This is a genomic window from Vibrio sp. HA2012, from assembly GCF_002812955.1.
Classification (GTDB): Bacteria; Pseudomonadota; Gammaproteobacteria; order Enterobacterales; family Vibrionaceae; genus Vibrio.
In genome coordinates, this window is the sequence record NZ_PFXK01000002.1 from 422,278 (window position 1) to 438,171 (window position 15,894).

Here is a 15,894-nt window from a genome sequence, read left to right on the forward strand (position 1 = left end):
TATTGCCTGAATAGCACCAACAGCCCGGTGAAAATTACCGGGCTTTGTATTTGAGGATCAGTACTGGAAACGCACAGCCATCAGGAACTGTGAACCGTATAGTCCATTATTTCGGATACTGGCACCCAGAACCAGTTGCTGAGTAGAGTAAAAACGACCACCTACTTCATAAATAGTGTGGTTGTCGTCGTCTTCAACCAACTGGCCGATTTTTGCATGAGCTTCAACATTGTCGTAGAACCAGATACGGGGACCGATATTGAATTCAGTCATAAAGGTTTCCCCAACCGCATCATCTTCAGCTGTTTTTACGTTATGGATAAGCATTTGTCCCTGAATATCCATAAAACTGCCCATAGGACCGTTAAAACCGACACCACCGGCAATATCCCAGTCACCTTCAAATTCACTATCTGCTTTAATAACAAAGTGGGAATTTTCAGTAAATTGTGTCGTAAATTCGCCACCAGCAGTTGTCGGACTACCACCGAGACGGAAATCAACGGAGTTATAGTTGAAGTTATTAGCGTATAAACAGGAAGAGAAAAGCGACGCTACACCCAGTAAGGCAAGTGACCGGAAAGAAAATGACATGAAAACTCCATATATTAAAAAACGTCAACACTGTTAAATCCTAGCAAAAAACAAGCCATATAAAAGGTTTTTGTCTCAGAATAACTTGTCGGTTGCGGAAGTGGTAAGCTTCCGGCTGATATCAGGGCGTGGTTTGTCTGGCCTTTGTCCTGATATCAGTCGAAGAGCTGCGGCTCTTACTTTTTAAAGACGTCAATAAAGTCCCGTTTCAGAATTGGATCCCGGCGGGCTTTTTTAACCTGTTTAACCATATCCTTAACACAGTTATATAGAACCTGATCAAGTAGCTGAGCCCGATAATGTTCCTGTTCTTCATCACTCATCGTCTTCGGCAGATTCAGTGTATTCGCTTCTTCCATAAAACTGACGCCAGCAAATGCCTGACTGGTGGAAACCAGCGCATGGAATTGTTCAAAGTTATCCAGAATATTCTGAGCACTGGCTGGCATTTGGTCCCAGGCCTCTCTTACGACTTCTTCTGACGCTTCGTGAATAGACACTACCATTCCGATCATTTGTTCCGGTATTTCATCGTATTCGATTACCGTACGCAGCTCTGCAGAAACTGTTTCAAGATCGATTTTGGCGATATTTTCATTATTGTTGTCAGACATAAATATTACTCAGTTATAAAAAATGTCATCCTAAAAAGAAAAGATCATGAATACAAGAAATAGGTATGAAAAAAGCCACTTAAATCAAAGTGGCCTTTTAATTGATTCGAAGTGTATCAGATGGCACTGACATCTTCTGCTTGCGGACCTTTCTGGCCGTTAGTTACAACAAAGGTAACTCGTTGCCCGTCCTGCAAATTACGACGGCCTGTACCGTTAATAGCCGAGAAGTGAACGAATACGTCTTTACCGCCGTTTTCTGGTGTAATAAAGCCGAATCCCTTATCCTGGTTAAACCACTTTACAGTGCCATTGATTTTCTGACTCATAATAAACTCTATATCCATGTAAATATTGATGCTAATTGCATCAAATATTTACACTACAATAACAATTAGTGATCTTCCAGTGAAAATAGTGTGATATTTAAACTCTGTGATCTATGCGATTGTTTATACGGAAACCTGATTTCTGCCACCTTTTTTCGCCCGATATAGCGCTTCATCAGCGGCTTTTATAACCTTCTGTGGTTTTTTTATTTCAGAGCTGTCCGCCAGACCAATACTGATAGTTACATTTACCGATTTATTTTTAGCCGAGTTTCCTCTCTGTTTGGTGCCGTCAGTATGGTTCTTGGGACGTTCCGCCTGATTGCGCAGAATCATCTGATAGTCTGCAATACTTTCACGCAGTTCTTCAAGATAATCAATCGCATCATCGGCATATTTACCCTTAAAAAGAACAGTAAATTCTTCTCCGCCGTAGCGAAATACCTTTGCCCGCCCGCCAACCTGAGTCATTTTACTGGCGACCAGTTTCAGCACGTCATCACCGGTATCATGTCCGTGGGTATCATTGAACTTTTTGAAATGGTCCACATCAAGCATGGCTATTGAATATTTTTTTCCAAGGTGAGTCAGCTCAGTTTCTAAGGCTCTTCGTCCCGGGATCCCGGTAAGCTGATCAACGTAAGCCAGCTCATGACTGGTAGTGATAATACCACTGATCAACAGTATGCCAGCCAGCGAAAACAGCACGCTGGAAATATAAGGTTGCTGGAACATAGCAAATGTCAGCCCTGATAGCAGCAGGCAGCTGTATACGGCAACATCGAGTGTTCGGTTCAGTTTTAGTACGGCAATACCTGTAGCGCACACAATGACAAAATTGTACAGAACGACCAGTAATGGAAGTTTAGATATTTCCGGTACGGAAAAAAGCCATCCATTCCACAGGGAATCAGCCCCGGCTTCCTGATAGTAATTGACGGTAAAAATACTCCAGCCGCACATACAACCCAGCAGGCAGGTATAAATAAATCCGGTCAGAGAGAAAAAACGTTTCTCGGGAAATGCGTAAACAATGATACAAGCTACCGGCAGAATAAAAGCCAGAATCGAGAACTCCAGCTTGGTGGTTCCGGCAGAAAGTGGCGTTTGTAGCCGTTCCTGAATAACATAGTATGCAATGCCCATTGCCAGAGCGATCATACCTATTCGTCCCTGATTAAACCCCTGACAGAGTGCCAGAGAAACACCAAACAGAATGTATGGCAGCATGTCGACAATGCCGGGATTTGACTGAATAAGAAGACTTGTATTACCGTGGCTCAGCAGCAATGCCGCGGCGAGAGCTACAGGAAAAGAGAAGCGGAAAATGTTTGAATGAATTAATGGCATTATTACTGTATTGACGATGGTGATTAAAGTCAGTCTATTTATTTAAAATTTCAGGAATAGGATACAGTGATTTACAGTATTTCTCATTAGATTTGTGAACTAAACTGTGGCGCAGACAACATTACTGGGATAAAGGAGCCTTGGTCGATGTGTCAGAATTTTTTCTTCCTACTATGTTGTCTAAACTGTGGCTATGATTAAGTTAGTTGGGTAAGCGAACATACGGAGAATAACATGCAGATAAGTGTTGATGTGCATAATTATATGGAAACGCTTGTAGGGTCTAAGCTTGCGAAGCTGGAATATACAAAAAAATATACGCATGAGCAGCTAGCCGATTTGGCTTGTATCGCATTGAACCAGTTACGGCCGGTTTATATTCGTTACGATATTGATTTTCTGTCCCGGTTACCGGAAGAGAAACTGGTCGCAATGCAGGAGCAGGCTATTACGGCTTTAAAAGCGGCAGAGTCATTGATTGTTGATGATCAACGTAAAAAACGTGATGACGGCGATATCCCGGTAATAATTGCAGAGCGAAGTGATGATGATGAGCTGGAATGGTATGAAGAGCCGATTATTCCAGTAAAAGGTCATAAGTAGTAAGATGCTTCGTATCTGTTAAGTTGTTGTCGGGAGTATAACGTGGGGTTATTTTCAAAGTTATTCGGTTCTGTAGCAAAGGAAAAACAAGTGGAGGTTGAGCCGTTTGAATATAAGAGTTTTCTGATTTATCAGGAAGCTCTGAGTGAGCACGGACAATACCGGATTGCCGGAAGAATCACCAAAGAAATTGATGGTGAGATAAAAATCCACAGATTTATTCGCTCTGATTTACTTAGTTCGGAGCGAGATGCTAATGAGATGATGCTGAATAAAGCTAAAATGTTTATCGATCAGATGGGTGACAGCATTTTCGGCTAAAACGCAAGATTTTCTATGGTTTGAAATTTTGCAAACTTCTTGTTATGTATTGTCTTTTGAAGAGTCATTTGCACATGGGCAACTGACTCTTTTTAATTATCATAAAACAACATTCTGGTTTGACCTCTGTTTAGTGCTGTTTTCGTTGAGTTTTTGCTTTCTAAAAGAGAGAATCTAACGTTTTCAGTATAGAATGGTACTGATTTGAGTTTTTTTACCATAAAACGCTTGAAGTCAGGGTCATCGTCAGATAAAAACAGAACATTTATTGTGCCAATAGTAGGGAATAACGATGCAAATTGGTGTGCCTAGAGAGATACTCGCAGGTGAAACACGAGTGGCTGCAACACCTAAAACGGTTGAACAGCTATTAAAACTGGGATTTGATGTCTCAGTCGAATCAAATGCCGGTATACACGCCAGCTTTGATAATGCAGCTTTTGAGGCTGCCGGTGCTTCTGTAGTAACAACAGAGGCTATATGGGATGCAGATTTAATTCTGAAGGTGAATGCGCCTTCAGACAGTGAAATAGAGCTGATTAAAGAAGGCGCAAGTCTGATCAGTTTTATCTGGCCTGCTCAGAATGCAGAGCTGATGGAAAGACTGTCTTCTAAGAAAATTAACGTAATGGCGATGGACTGTGTTCCTCGTATTTCCAGAGCACAAGCTCTTGATGCGTTAAGCTCTATGGCGAATATTGCCGGTTATCGTGCTGTGGTTGAAGCTGCACACGAATTTGGCCGTTTCTTTACCGGACAGATTACTGCTGCCGGTAAGGTTCCGCCAGCGAAAGTACTGGTGGCTGGAGCCGGTGTGGCAGGTCTTGCTGCTATTGGCGCTGCAGGTAGTCTGGGTGCTATCGTTCGTGCTTTTGACGTTCGTCCGGAAGTTAAGGAACAAGTCCAGTCAATGGGCGCAGAATTTCTTGAAGTTGATTTTGCAGAAGATACAGGCGCTGGTGATGGCTATGCAAAAGAAATGTCGGATGATTTCAATAAGAAAGCGGCAGAGCTCTATGCAGAGCAGGCGAAAGATGTTGATATTATCATCACGACAGCACTGATCCCGGGCCGCCCTGCTCCTAAGCTGATTACCAAAGACATGGTTGACAGCATGAAAGCGGGTAGCGTGATTGTCGACCTTGCGGCTGCCAATGGCGGTAACTGTGAATACACAGAAGCAGACAAAGTTATCACGACAGCTAACGGCGTGAAGGTTGTCGGGTATACCGACATGGTGGGGCGTTTGCCAACTCAGTCTTCTCAGCTTTACGGCACCAATCTTGTCAACCTTCTGAAACTGCTGTGTAAAGAGAAAGACGGTAATATCGATATTAATTTTGAAGATGTTGTTCTTCGTGGTGTTACTGTTGTCAAAGAAGGTGACGTGACCTGGCCGGCTCCGCCAATTCAGGTATCGGCACAACCGAAAACAGAATCAGCACCAGTAGCGCCAAAAGAAAAAAAAGAAGAAAAGCCGGTTTCTCCGATTAAGAAATTTGCGGGACTTGCTCTGGGTGTTGCTGCATTTGGCTGGGTTGCCAGTGTGGCTCCGGCAGCATTCCTTTCTCACTTTACAGTATTTGTTCTGGCCTGTGTCGTTGGTTATTACGTAGTCTGGAATGTGACTCATGCATTGCATACGCCACTGATGTCGGTAACGAATGCTATTTCAGGCATTATCGTTGTCGGTGCTTTATTGCAAATCGGGCAGGGAAGTACAGCAGTATCAATCCTTGCATTTATCGCTGTGTTAATTGCAAGCATCAATATCTTTGGTGGTTTTACCGTGACCAAACGTATGCTTGAAATGTTCCGTAAAGACTAAGGAGTAATAAATGTCTGCAGGATTAGTACAAGCCGCATACATTGTTGCTGCGGTTCTATTTATCATGAGCCTTGCGGGGCTGTCTAAGCAGGAATCTGCCCGTGCCGGTAACTACTATGGTATTACCGGTATGACAATCGCACTGGTTGCGACTATTTTTGGCCCGGAAGCATCTGGTTTTGGTTGGATCATTCTTGCGATGGTTATCGGTGGCAGCATCGGTATTTATTATGCTAAGAAAGTTGAAATGACCGAAATGCCGGAACTGGTTGCTGTTCTGCATAGCTTTGTGGGGATGGCTGCTGTGTTGGTTGGTTATAACAGCTATCTGTACCATGGTGTTGAACTTGAAGGTGCAATGCTGAGCATCCATCTGGTTGAAGTGTTCTTGGGTGTGTTTATTGGTGCTGTTACTTTTACCGGTTCTATTGTTGCATTCGGTAAGTTGCGTGGTGTTATTTCATCCTCGCCGCTGAATATCCCGCATAAACATAAACTGAACCTTCTGGCGATTGTGGCTTCAACGCTGTTGATGATCTATTTCGTTAAAACAGAAGGCAGTATGTTTGCACTGATGGTGATGACGCTAATTGCTTTTGTTTTTGGTTATCATCTGGTGGCATCTATTGGTGGTGCTGATATGCCGGTGGTAGTCTCCATGTTGAACTCCTATTCCGGTTGGGCTGCGGCTGCGGCTGGTTTTATGCTGGCAAACGATCTGCTTATTGTAACCGGTGCATTGGTGGGTTCTTCCGGCGCAATTCTGTCTTACATCATGTGTAAGGCGATGAACCGTTCATTTATTTCAGTTATTGCCGGTGGTTTTGGCCAGACAGTATCTGTAAGTGCGGACACTGAATATGGTGAGCACCGTGAAACCAGTGCTGAAGAAGTGGCAGACATGCTGAAGAACTCTAAGTCGGTAATCATTACTCCGGGATACGGTATGGCGGTTGCTCAGGCTCAGTATCCAGTGTATGAAATTACAGAAAAACTGCGTTCACAAGGTGTTGAAGTTCGATTTGGTATTCACCCTGTAGCGGGACGGTTACCGGGTCACATGAACGTTCTTCTGGCAGAAGCCAAAGTACCATATGACATTGTACTGGAAATGGATGAAATCAATGATGATTTTCCTGAAACAGATACCGTTCTGGTTATCGGTGCAAACGATACGGTTAATCCGGCAGCGCTGGAAGATCCAGGCAGCCCGATTGCTGGTATGCCAGTGCTGGAAGTTTGGAATGCACAGAATGTCGTTGTGTTTAAGCGCTCGATGAATACCGGTTATGCAGGTGTTCAGAATCCTCTGTTCTTCAAAGAAAATACCCAAATGCTCTTTGGAGATGCGAAAGAAAGTGTGGAAGCTATTTATAAGGCTCTATAATTAATTAGCTTTTACAGTATACTGACACAGATTAAGAACCAGCCTATATATTAGGCTGGTTCTTCTTTTTTGGGTCAATCAATATCTATCTGATTTAATCATATATATATACCGAGGTTACTTCGGTATAGTAAATAAGTGGCGTTGATTAAGGTTTCTGACTTGTATATTCGTATCATTTTAACATTATGCTATCTGCTCTCGTCTGGGGCATGGGCTGATGAGAGTCTTCCTGAAAAGGTGGAGTCTTTTATCAACTTATTTGACTACACACAGGCAAGTTATGTTTATGATATTCGGGTTGTTCAGGCAAATTTCCCAACCAGACTGATTGTTCAGGAGTCTATGCTGCCGCAAACAGCAAGATATCCCTTGAAAGATATTCAGCAGCTTTATTCTCTGTCTGAGAAATGCAGCGGAAAGCTCCCTTTAAGCCCATTGGTGACTGAGCCTCTAAGTTTTATCAGAGCACTCTGCCGGGGAACATCTCTTCCGGAAAAGTGGTTTTCCCGCTCTGGAATGATTCATCCTGGAGGGGGCAGTTACGCTGCTCGCTATGTGGCTGTGCATCCGGAAATGTTTGAGACACTGCAGAATTATATGCATATACAAGAACGTCCGCAGGCACCGGAGGATCAACTGCTAGGGCGACTTCAGAAGATGTCATATACGGCATTATCATCGTTAATTGCCGGTGCTGACATGTTTATTGAAGATCAGGAACTATGGCTCAGAAACGGGGATAATTATTATCTGTTTCCGGCGGATCTCTGGCAGAAAAATAGTATAGCAGCAGGGTTGATGTACAGCATGGTTGATGAAGACAGTTATTGTTCTTTGCGACGTGGTAATGTGTGCTGGGATGAGAAAGATAACTCGGACTTATTACTGAAGAGCATGATCGCTCTGGTTATTCTGAATGTGTCTCTGATGATTGGCTGGTTTGTATACCGGTGGAATGTAAAGCGTCAGGAACTGAGAAGTCGTATGTTAGTGTTGCAGATACTGACCCATGAGCTGAGAACCCCTATTGCAAGTTTATCATTGACAGTGGAAGGATTCAGAAGGTCATTCAGCCTGTTGCCAGAATCGGTTTATGGTGAATTTACACGTCTGTGTCAGGATACCCGAAGGTTAAGGCAGCTTGCCGAAGCAAGCAAAGATTATCTTCAGTCTGATACTCAGGCAATGGGAACACAGTGGATCCCGTCTGTGGTTGACTGGCTTACGTTTCGTTATGAAGAGAATGAATATCATATCGATATAGTGGCAGAAAAAGATGCGGCTATAAAAGTCAGTATTTACTGGTTAGGCACTTGTCTGGATAATCTGGTAAATAATGCGGCAAAGTATGGTATAGCGCCTGTCAGAATACAGGTAAGACTCCTGAAAAATGGAGTAATATTCAGTGTAATTGATCAGGGATGTCTGACTCATAAGGACTGGAAAAAGCTAAAAAAACCGTTTGTAAGTAAATCTGGTCTCGGTTTGGGACTAACAATCGTTGAATCTATGGTTAGCCGAATGGGAGGAAAAATGACTCTCGAAGGACCACCAACGACATTTATAATGGAGATACCTTGTGAAACAGACATTGCTACTCGTTGAAGATGATAAGAATCTGGCGGATGGGCTGTTAGTGAGTCTGGAACAGGCAGGCTATGAATGCTTGCATGCTGAACGTATTTCGGAAGTAGCGCCTCTATGGGCGAAAGCAGCGCTTGTCATCCTTGATCGTCAGCTCCCGGACGGTGATTCGGTTGAACACCTTAAGGAGTGGAAAAATATTAGCCCGGTTCCTGTTATTTTGTTAACAGCAAGAGTAACGATTAAGGACAAAGTTTCAGGTCTGGATGCCGGTGCGAATGATTATCTGACAAAACCGTTTGCGGAAGCAGAACTTTTCGCCAGAATTCGGGCTCAGTTACGTAGTCAGAATGACAGCGATCAGGATGATGATTCAAAAGTGATTACCAGTAACTTGGTTATAGATAAAGCAACACGTGAAGTCGTTTATAATGGTCAGATGGTAACGCTGACCAGAACGGAATTCGATTTGTTACTTTTTCTTGCCAGTAATTTAGGGAGGGTATTTACCCGGGATGAACTATTAGATCATGTATGGGGGTATAACCATTTTCCGACGACCAGAACCGTTGATACGCATGTGTTACAGCTTCGCCAAAAGCTGCCCGGACTGGAAATTGAGACCCTGAGAGGGGTCGGATACAAGATGAAAGCCTGATGTTCAAACGTGTAGGGTTAGGCTTGTTGTTACTATTCTCCCAACCTATGGTGAGTGCGGGAGATTGGTTTAATGAACAAAGTTCACTTACCAGAGCTCACCAACTGCTGCTTGAGGATAATCTTACCGATAGTTTTTCTGCGATGGTGCAGGCATGGCAAACTGAAAATGCCCCTTATATAGCACCACACCTGAATGAATTGCTACTGAAATCGCTGGATAAAGACTGTGGAAAAAGCCTGCACAGTGAAGAATTACCGGATTGGCTAAAAAGAGTTGTGATTCGGAAGCAATCGGTACAAAGTCCGGGAAGACATACGGAAAGAGTTACTGTTGAAGTTAATTCAGGTAAAGAAGTCGATACGATAGAATTAATTAAATGGCCAGATGAAAAATTATCCAATGCATCTGATCCCGAACGCGTTGAAAATAATAGCCGGGAGAGCTTTGTCTATCAGCGAGGCTATATCTTGAACAGGGCTCTGGAACCGGGACTGTATCAGCTTAAGGTTCATGCTGAAGATGAAAAAGAAGTGTGGCATTCCTGGATTATCATCAGTCATTCTTCTCCTAAACAGATCGTTCGCTGGCAGTCTCAGGATAGCTGGGTCGTTGATAAGCAGGAACTTTTAAATTCTTACTGCCCACTGCCAGTTTTGAATGTATCTTTGTATGACTACGCTGATAGCGAATATGTTCAGGTATGGCATCAGGATTACGAAGCAAATTATCCTTCTGTTTTACCTGCCATAACGCTGAATCCTAATCGTTATGTTCTGGCAATATCCATCGCACATAAACGCTGGCAAGGGCAGATCCTCATCGAGGAGCAGCAGGTTATCAGTAAAACTTATGATATATCTGAAGAATAGTCTATAAAGAATATTCTCCAGTAGCCGATAAAAGTGAATACTGTATTTCTTTGGGTCTTGTTATGTACAAACTTCGCTTATCTATTGCTGCTGCACTTGTTGTCTCATCCACATTTTCTGTTGCCGGGAGTTATGGCGTTGAAGCCCGGGGCTCTGCTATGGGAGGGACGGGGGTCGTTGCCGCAAATTATCTGACCGCTCCTTTTTACAATCCTGCATTGACAGCCATTTACCGACGTAATGACGATGCCGGGATGTTACTGCCGAGTGCCGGTTTGGTATATAACGATGAAGATGGCCTGGCTGATGAAATCGATGCTTTGTCAGATGCAATTAAACTGGCCTCCAGTGACGCTGTCACCGCTGCCACAAATGCTCAGCTGGCTATGGATAATATGGACGGCACAGATGCAAAGCTGGAATTTGGTGGGGCAGTTGCCTTCGGAATTCCTAATCCATATTTAGCTATGAATATTTTTGGCAAGGCGTATATGGAATCGTTTGTCACCCCTAATTTTAGTAGTGATACCGATACATTAACCCGGGCTCAAAATAGTTTCATTGAAATTGCTTCTGTTGGTGTAGCTGAAGCTGGTATCTCTATTGCGAAATACCAGACAGTTCTTGGCCAGCATATGTCGTTTGGTATTTCACCCAAGTTACAACGGGTTTATTCTTACGCTTATGCTGCATCAGCAACAAATTATGATCTTCAGGATTTGATGGATAATAAGAATGCTGAAACTACGTTCAATATAGATGCTGGGGCAATGTGGTTTTACGGTCCGTTTCGTGTGGGCTTCTCTGCAATGAATCTCATCTCAAGAGATGTTGAAAGTGAACCGGTTCTTACAACCGGTGGGGCAAGTAAAACCTTTACATACAAAATTCAGCCTCAATACACGGTCGGAGCCGGATTGGTGTTTGACTATTTTACCATTAGCGCGGATTATGATTTGACTGAAGATACTCGTTTTGATGATTTTGAAGATAATACGCAATGGCTAAAAGCTGGGTTGGAACTGGATATTATGCGTCAATTACAACTTCGTGGTGGTTATAAGAAAAATATGGCCTATGAAGATAGTGAAGGGACATTTACTGCAGGCATAGGACTTTCGCCATTAGGACTGTTCGAGCTGGATCTTACTGTAAGTTATACCAATGAAGATGCTATGGGTGGGTATATTAATTTTCTGACCACATATTAGTGCTCGACAGTGTAAGGTAAACCATCTATATTCAGCCTCTGCATTTTCAGAGGCTAATATGTTTAACGACCTACCGACTTTATCACATCAGGAACAGCAACTGGCTGTAGAGAAAATCCAAGCCTTAATGGCACAGGGGATAAGTACAGCTAAAGCCATTCAAATGGTTGCTGAAGAAATCAGAGCCAAATTAGAAGAGGAAAAGCAGAAGTAGATTAGACGGACGGGCTTATGCCTGTTTTTTCATTAGAGCGAAGTGTTGTAACGCACTATAACTAAATATCATCATACCTACCATAATAATCATCTATCCCACAAAAACACAATAACAAGAAAAAGCTCTTCAGGACTTCAGCATTCAGAAAAAGGGGGCTTGAATCTGGCAGGATCATTAACTCCACATTGAGCTGATCCATAAAACATATAAAAATAAACTATTTATCAAATAGTTATCACATAACTCTGCATCATTTATGTGGCGAATAGCTCTACTGCGCAGAAAGATCATTCATCACTCAAATTTGTAATAAATTTACAGATCTTAATGAAAGACGTTCAGGCGTTGTTTTTCTGTAGTCATTTGTGCTGCGGGTAGATTGAAACGTGACAAAATGAAGTTGGTGCTTACTTTGCGTATAGCTGGGATTGATGGGACTTTTGGTAGTGGCGGTGTTTTTTTCCAGAGTCTGTGAGAATGTTCGTCCTGGTGATTTGGTTTCGTCAGGTAAATGTTTGCATCATCTGAACAGCGCAGACGGCGTTCACAAACACCCCGAATGATGTGCAAGCGACTTAACTCATTATCACTCATAGTTACCAACATCTTAATGTTTCTTAAGTTTGGTTCCGGTAGTGTTAACCATAGACAGAGGCGGGTTTATGGAAACATTTTAACTTTGCTCTAAAGTGACAGTATAACTTTAACCTCCATACAAAGTGCGCATTACGTGCGTTATGTTAAATATAGTACAATAAAACCTGAACTCTCCATGCCTATCAGATTTTACTTACACAAATTACCCACCAGCCAGCTTAACGGTATAGCCTTTTTTCTCCAGATGGAGTTTTAGCTTATCCCGGCTATCGCCTTGAATTTCTATATTTCCATCTTTTACTGCACCACCACAGCCACATACTTTCTTCAGCTCTGCTGCAAGCAACTTTAACGGAGCATCATCAAGGTCAAGGCCCGAGACAATACACACTCCTTTACCTTTGCGTCCTTTCGTCTGACGTTGTATCCGGACAATACCATCACCCTTAGGGCGTAGTGGCTTGTCTGCTTCAGGTTTGATCCGGCCAGTTTCTGTTGAATATACTAATGTCATCTCTTTCTCGCTGAGTGTGCATCAATATGTCTCTTTAAGGCTTCTTTACCACCTTTAATTAACTTACCATTAAAAAAACAATACCAGCCATTTTTCGCGCCCGTATCATTCTTTAAAAGATATCCGTTATAAGCCTCCTGTTGTTCGCCCCCTTCATTTCTTTTGGGGGCTAACGAAGCAAATTCTTTAGGGTCAATCATTGATGCAGTATCACACCACCAGTCAATTGATTTTTTTACCGCAGCAAGGTTACCGGATAGGACTCTGTTTTTTATTTGGACACTCCAAACATCTGGCGCACTTGCATTTGACTGAAGAGTGAATCCTCGATGAACAGTTGTAGCCATAATAAACCTTTTTGCGACGAATAATACTTAATATAATAATTGTATTTCATTGTTATTCAAGCGTAATATTAAGTATGTGAAATTTAGTTATAGTGCATAAGATGAAAAAGAATATCCCACCTATTAATAATATTCATATCCGGAAAGCCAGTGTTAATCTGTTTTCCAGAGCCATTCTATGTAGTGATATCAACCAATTAACACATGGTCAATACTCAAAAAGTTCCATATTAGCAATGACATCAGACTGGAATAATTTTATTTCATTTTGTGAAGCCAAACATGTTTCCCCTCTTCCTGCATCAATCACGGCTGTCCGTCTTTTTCTCGAGACAGAAGCAAAAAAAAGAAAATTGGCGACCATAAAACGATACAGTGTCACAATTGGCACTATTCACCAACTACATTCCCTCCCCGATCCGACAGCACACAGGCAAATACGCTTTACATTACAGGCGATCAGAATGGATAAACACGGAGATGCCCGGCAGGCAAATGCCTTTACTCATCAGCACCTTCATGAGCTAAATCGGTTAATGAACAAGGAAAGTAGTGTAAAATCACACCGGGATTTGGCTATTTATTATGTTATGTTCGAATGTGCCTTAAAACGGGCGGATTTACGTGATTTACAGTTTACCGCACTGGATAAAAGTAATAACCAAATAATGATCACTATAGGAACCGCTACCTATAAGCTGAGTCATGAAGCAAGTTATATTTTCAACCAATGGTTAAAATATATTCCCGAGCAGTCAGGTTCTGTATTTCGCCGAATAGACCGTCATGGCAATATTGGCTTTGAAGCATTAGATGATTCATCTATCTATCGAATATCCCGCCAGGCCAGCGATATATTAGGACTGTCAACAGAGATGCGATTTACCGGTCAGTCAGCCCGGGTTGGCGCAGCAAAAGAATTAGAACAACAGGGATATGACCTGAAATCAATTCAGGAATTCGGACGCTGGCTATGCCCGGTAATGCCTGCCCAATATCTGGGCAAGCAAAATACTGCAGAGCTGGAAAAAGCCAAATTTCGTATCATTAAACCCTGGGAGTGAGGCTGTTTTCAATTGCCTTAGCAAGAAAGTCACAAACCTGATGACCGTTATGTTCAAGCATTTTCGGAAACATGGAAATCGGAGTCATACCCGGAAAAGTGTTAACCTCATTCAGATATACTTCACCATGTTCTGTCAGGAAAAAATCGATCCGAGCAAGATCTTTAAGCTTCATATGCCTAAATACCTTACGAGAGTAGTCACGAATAAGGGCAATTTGTTGCTCAGATAATCCTCTGGCCTCAACTTCGGTTATTGAGTGGCTGACTGAACTGTATTTTTCATCGTATGAGTAAAAATCACCTTCCGGAGCAATCACTTCTCCCGGCTTGCTGATAAATAACTCACCATTAATTTCATACGCAGCAACTTCCAGTTCTCGGGGTTTAACTGATTTTTCTATTAAAACCTGATTGGAATAAGAGAAAGCTGATAATACCGCCTCAGCTAAAGCCTCTCGATTGGTGACATTGTAACATCCAACAGAAGACCCCTGTGATGCTGCCTTGACAAAAACTTTTCCCCAGCGGTCAAATGCTTCTTCTGCCCTGGTTAAAGATTCACTCGTATGGTCAGAAAGAAACAAATAAGGTGTATTCGGAATACCCAGTGCGTCATACCACAGTTTAGAGGTTATTTTATTAAAACTGTTTCTACTTGCCTCCGGTCCGCATCCTAAAAATGGAATACCAGCCAATTCAAACATCGATTGTAAATCACCAGTTTCACCAGGAAAACCATGGATACATGGCACAATATAGTCAACTGAAAGCAGTCCGTTCTCAGTACTTAATCCTTTATTATGCAGATCGAAAGAGACCTGACTCCCATCGTTCATAACCCAGCAATCAGAACGAATCTCTACACAGATGATATTAAAGTCAGGTTGTGTCTGTAATTGCTTCTGCAAATACGCGGCAGAAACAAGCGAAACCTCATGTTCGGCAGAGCCTCCGCCGCACACAAGAAGAATATTTTTTTTTAGCATGACCCTGATTATCTTAGCTTGTTCAGTTTCGGGTAGGCTGAATTTTTGATCTCATCCAGACTTTTTACAAAAGGTTTTCTGGTTCGGAAAAACTCTGGCAGCGATTGAATCGCCGCTTTTGCTTCCGATTTAGTCGCATAATCACCATATAGAATAGCGTACCAGTCTGTTCCATTTACACGCTTGAAATGCTCCCAGACAGGGCCATCAGGAAGTTGATCCGCATATGAACGAGACTTATAAGGACTATCAAGAGCAATAACCTGCAGGGTATAACCAAATCGCTGATTTCTGTCTATCTGTTGCTGTGTTGGTGGGATAATCTTTACCCTTTTAGTACTGGTAACGACCGGTGTTGTCTGTACCGTACGTACTGGGGCTGGTTGAACAAATACAGGGGCAGGAGCCGGAGAAGCTACCGCTACCTGTTGCGGCGCAACAGGAGCCGACGCTATTTGTGGCTGAGGCGGTTCCACCGTTGATATATTTTGAACCTGAGGCACCTGTTGTTTTGCCAGACCGCTTGTCTGATAATCCTCTCTATAGGTATCTGAACTTACATCAGTGGTGTAAGTCCCGGATGAACATGCGGCAAGCAATGCTGTAAAGCCTAATATTGAAATCTTTTTCATGATGACTTAATCGAGTTAAAACAGAATCATAGATGATGATGCCTTTGGTACGGCGGATAATCAAGTATCTATTGAGTATTTTCAGGCTGCTTATTTCCCTTGTTGGTTTTCTTTTTTCTCTTTGTTGTACATTATACCTGCAACAATGACAAAAACGATCACCAGTACCCATTCCATACAT

19 protein-coding genes are annotated in these 15,894 nt (G+C 42.5%); 10 read left to right on the forward strand and 9 right to left on the reverse strand.

Annotated features, from left to right (window positions below; genetic code table 11):
• Positions 1-57: 57 nt before the first annotated feature.
• From CSW98_RS05755 to CSW98_RS05770, 4 genes are all read right to left on the reverse strand, one after another.
• A complete protein-coding gene (locus CSW98_RS05755; protein ID WP_100799501.1) occupies positions 58-594 on the reverse strand; it encodes a hypothetical protein in 537 nt (178 codons plus the stop codon).
• A 176-nt stretch (positions 595-770) separates the two neighbouring features.
• The gene (locus CSW98_RS05760) at positions 771-1,208 is read right to left on the reverse strand and encodes a DUF3069 domain-containing protein (protein ID WP_100799502.1); all 438 of its coding nucleotides are present in this window, start codon (positions 1,206-1,208) and stop codon (positions 771-773) included.
• Positions 1,209-1,324: 116 nt separating this feature from the next.
• On the reverse strand, positions 1,325-1,537 hold the full coding sequence (locus CSW98_RS05765; protein ID WP_100799621.1) for a cold-shock protein: 213 nt from the start codon (positions 1,535-1,537) through the stop codon (positions 1,325-1,327).
• A 123-nt stretch (positions 1,538-1,660) separates the two neighbouring features.
• The gene (locus tag CSW98_RS05770; RefSeq protein ID WP_100799503.1) at positions 1,661-2,887 is read right to left on the reverse strand and encodes a GGDEF domain-containing protein; all 1,227 of its coding nucleotides are present in this window, start codon (positions 2,885-2,887) and stop codon (positions 1,661-1,663) included.
• Positions 2,888-3,121: 234 nt separating this feature from the next.
• On the opposite strand from CSW98_RS05770, the gene CSW98_RS05775 reads away from it, so the two are divergent.
• The 9 genes from CSW98_RS05775 (at position 3,122) to CSW98_RS05815 (ending at position 11,568) form a co-directional block, all read left to right on the forward strand.
• Entirely contained in the window at positions 3,122-3,490 is a 369-nt protein-coding gene (locus CSW98_RS05775) for a late competence development ComFB family protein (protein ID WP_100799504.1), read from the forward strand.
• A 42-nt stretch (positions 3,491-3,532) separates the two neighbouring features.
• Positions 3,533-3,811 (forward strand): HlyU family transcriptional regulator, encoded by a 279-nt coding sequence (locus CSW98_RS05780; protein ID WP_100799505.1) that lies wholly within the window; start codon positions 3,533-3,535, stop codon positions 3,809-3,811.
• 292 nt (positions 3,812-4,103) lie between these two features.
• A complete protein-coding gene (pntA, locus tag CSW98_RS05785) occupies positions 4,104-5,639 on the forward strand; it encodes a Re/Si-specific NAD(P)(+) transhydrogenase subunit alpha (protein WP_100799506.1) in 1,536 nt (511 codons plus the stop codon).
• A gap of 10 nt (positions 5,640-5,649) precedes the next feature.
• Complete coding sequence (gene pntB, locus CSW98_RS05790) at positions 5,650-7,026, forward strand: Re/Si-specific NAD(P)(+) transhydrogenase subunit beta (protein WP_100799507.1); 1,377 nt, start codon at positions 5,650-5,652, stop codon at positions 7,024-7,026.
• Between the two features lie 144 nt (positions 7,027-7,170).
• Positions 7,171-8,634, forward strand: a complete 1,464-nt coding sequence (gene vxrA / locus CSW98_RS05795; protein ID WP_443083653.1) for a sensor histidine kinase VxrA — start codon at positions 7,171-7,173, stop codon at positions 8,632-8,634.
• A complete protein-coding gene (gene vxrB / locus CSW98_RS05800) occupies positions 8,609-9,271 on the forward strand; it encodes a response regulator transcription factor VxrB (protein ID WP_100799509.1) in 663 nt (220 codons plus the stop codon). The genes vxrA and vxrB overlap by 26 nt, the downstream gene beginning before the upstream one ends.
• Positions 9,271-10,143, forward strand: coding sequence for a DUF2861 family protein (locus CSW98_RS05805; protein WP_100799510.1), 873 nt, complete (start codon positions 9,271-9,273; stop codon positions 10,141-10,143). Before vxrB ends, CSW98_RS05805 begins: the two co-directional genes overlap by 1 nt.
• A 62-nt stretch (positions 10,144-10,205) precedes the next feature.
• A complete protein-coding gene (locus CSW98_RS05810; protein ID WP_100799511.1) occupies positions 10,206-11,354 on the forward strand; it encodes a conjugal transfer protein TraF in 1,149 nt (382 codons plus the stop codon).
• Positions 11,355-11,412: 58 nt separating this feature from the next.
• On the forward strand, positions 11,413-11,568 hold the full coding sequence (locus tag CSW98_RS05815) for a YoaH family protein (protein ID WP_100799512.1): 156 nt from the start codon (positions 11,413-11,415) through the stop codon (positions 11,566-11,568).
• A 327-nt stretch (positions 11,569-11,895) separates the two neighbouring features.
• Here the strand turns inward: CSW98_RS05815 and CSW98_RS17520 are convergent, their stop codons facing one another.
• The 3 genes from CSW98_RS17520 to CSW98_RS05825 form a co-directional block, all read right to left on the reverse strand.
• Complete coding sequence (locus tag CSW98_RS17520) at positions 11,896-12,165, reverse strand: hypothetical protein (protein WP_157810339.1); 270 nt, start codon at positions 12,163-12,165, stop codon at positions 11,896-11,898.
• A gap of 205 nt (positions 12,166-12,370) precedes the next feature.
• Complete coding sequence (yciH, locus tag CSW98_RS05820; protein WP_100799513.1) at positions 12,371-12,682, reverse strand: stress response translation initiation inhibitor YciH; 312 nt, start codon at positions 12,680-12,682, stop codon at positions 12,371-12,373.
• A complete protein-coding gene (locus CSW98_RS05825) occupies positions 12,679-13,029 on the reverse strand; it encodes a DUF3319 domain-containing protein (protein ID WP_100799514.1) in 351 nt (116 codons plus the stop codon). Before CSW98_RS05825 ends, yciH begins: the two co-directional genes overlap by 4 nt.
• Positions 13,030-13,130: 101 nt before the next feature.
• Between CSW98_RS05825 and CSW98_RS05830 the strand changes: the two genes are divergently transcribed.
• Positions 13,131-14,093 carry a tyrosine-type recombinase/integrase gene (locus tag CSW98_RS05830; RefSeq protein WP_100799515.1) on the forward strand — a complete coding sequence of 321 codons (963 nt, stop codon included), beginning with the start codon at positions 13,131-13,133 and terminating at the stop codon, positions 14,091-14,093.
• Here the strand turns inward: CSW98_RS05830 and CSW98_RS05835 are convergent.
• Together CSW98_RS05835 and CSW98_RS05840 are read right to left on the reverse strand one after the other, a co-directional pair.
• Positions 14,077-15,081 carry a D-alanine--D-alanine ligase gene (locus CSW98_RS05835; protein WP_100799516.1) on the reverse strand — a complete coding sequence of 335 codons (1,005 nt, stop codon included), beginning with the start codon at positions 15,079-15,081 and terminating at the stop codon, positions 14,077-14,079. The genes CSW98_RS05830 and CSW98_RS05835 overlap by 17 nt on opposite strands.
• 8 nt (positions 15,082-15,089) lie before the next feature.
• The gene (locus CSW98_RS05840; RefSeq protein ID WP_100799517.1) at positions 15,090-15,713 is read right to left on the reverse strand and encodes an SPOR domain-containing protein; all 624 of its coding nucleotides are present in this window, start codon (positions 15,711-15,713) and stop codon (positions 15,090-15,092) included.
• Between the last annotated feature and the right edge of the window lie 181 nt (positions 15,714-15,894).

Bases quoted from the DNA above. Each gene is read 5' to 3' on its own strand.
- CSW98_RS05825 (WP_100799514.1), bottom strand. From the start codon at position 13,029: ATGGCTACAACTGTTCATCGAGGATTCACTCTTCAGTCAAATGCAAGT.
- CSW98_RS05765 (WP_100799621.1), bottom strand. From the start codon at position 1,537: ATGAGTCAGAAAATCAATGGCACTGTAAAGTGGTTTAACCAGGATAAG.
- pntB (WP_100799507.1), top strand. From the start codon at position 5,650: ATGTCTGCAGGATTAGTACAAGCCGCATACATTGTTGCTGCGGTTCTA.
- CSW98_RS05760 (WP_100799502.1), bottom strand. From the start codon at position 1,208: ATGTCTGACAACAATAATGAAAATATCGCCAAAATCGATCTTGAAACA.
- CSW98_RS05835 (WP_100799516.1), bottom strand. From the start codon at position 15,081: ATGCTAAAAAAAAATATTCTTCTTGTGTGCGGCGGAGGCTCTGCCGAA.
- CSW98_RS05755 (WP_100799501.1), bottom strand. From the start codon at position 594: ATGTCATTTTCTTTCCGGTCACTTGCCTTACTGGGTGTAGCGTCGCTT.
- yciH (WP_100799513.1), bottom strand. From the start codon at position 12,682: ATGACATTAGTATATTCAACAGAAACTGGCCGGATCAAACCTGAAGCA.
- CSW98_RS05775 (WP_100799504.1), top strand. From the start codon at position 3,122: ATGCAGATAAGTGTTGATGTGCATAATTATATGGAAACGCTTGTAGGG.
- CSW98_RS05830 (WP_100799515.1), top strand. From the start codon at position 13,131: ATGAAAAAGAATATCCCACCTATTAATAATATTCATATCCGGAAAGCC.
- CSW98_RS05805 (WP_100799510.1), top strand. From the start codon at position 9,271: ATGTTCAAACGTGTAGGGTTAGGCTTGTTGTTACTATTCTCCCAACCT.
- CSW98_RS05815 (WP_100799512.1), top strand. From the start codon at position 11,413: ATGTTTAACGACCTACCGACTTTATCACATCAGGAACAGCAACTGGCT.
- CSW98_RS05770 (WP_100799503.1), bottom strand. From the start codon at position 2,887: ATGCCATTAATTCATTCAAACATTTTCCGCTTCTCTTTTCCTGTAGCT.
- CSW98_RS17520 (WP_157810339.1), bottom strand. From the start codon at position 12,165: ATGAGTGATAATGAGTTAAGTCGCTTGCACATCATTCGGGGTGTTTGT.
- CSW98_RS05840 (WP_100799517.1), bottom strand. From the start codon at position 15,713: ATGAAAAAGATTTCAATATTAGGCTTTACAGCATTGCTTGCCGCATGT.
- pntA (WP_100799506.1), top strand. From the start codon at position 4,104: ATGCAAATTGGTGTGCCTAGAGAGATACTCGCAGGTGAAACACGAGTG.
- CSW98_RS05810 (WP_100799511.1), top strand. From the start codon at position 10,206: ATGTACAAACTTCGCTTATCTATTGCTGCTGCACTTGTTGTCTCATCC.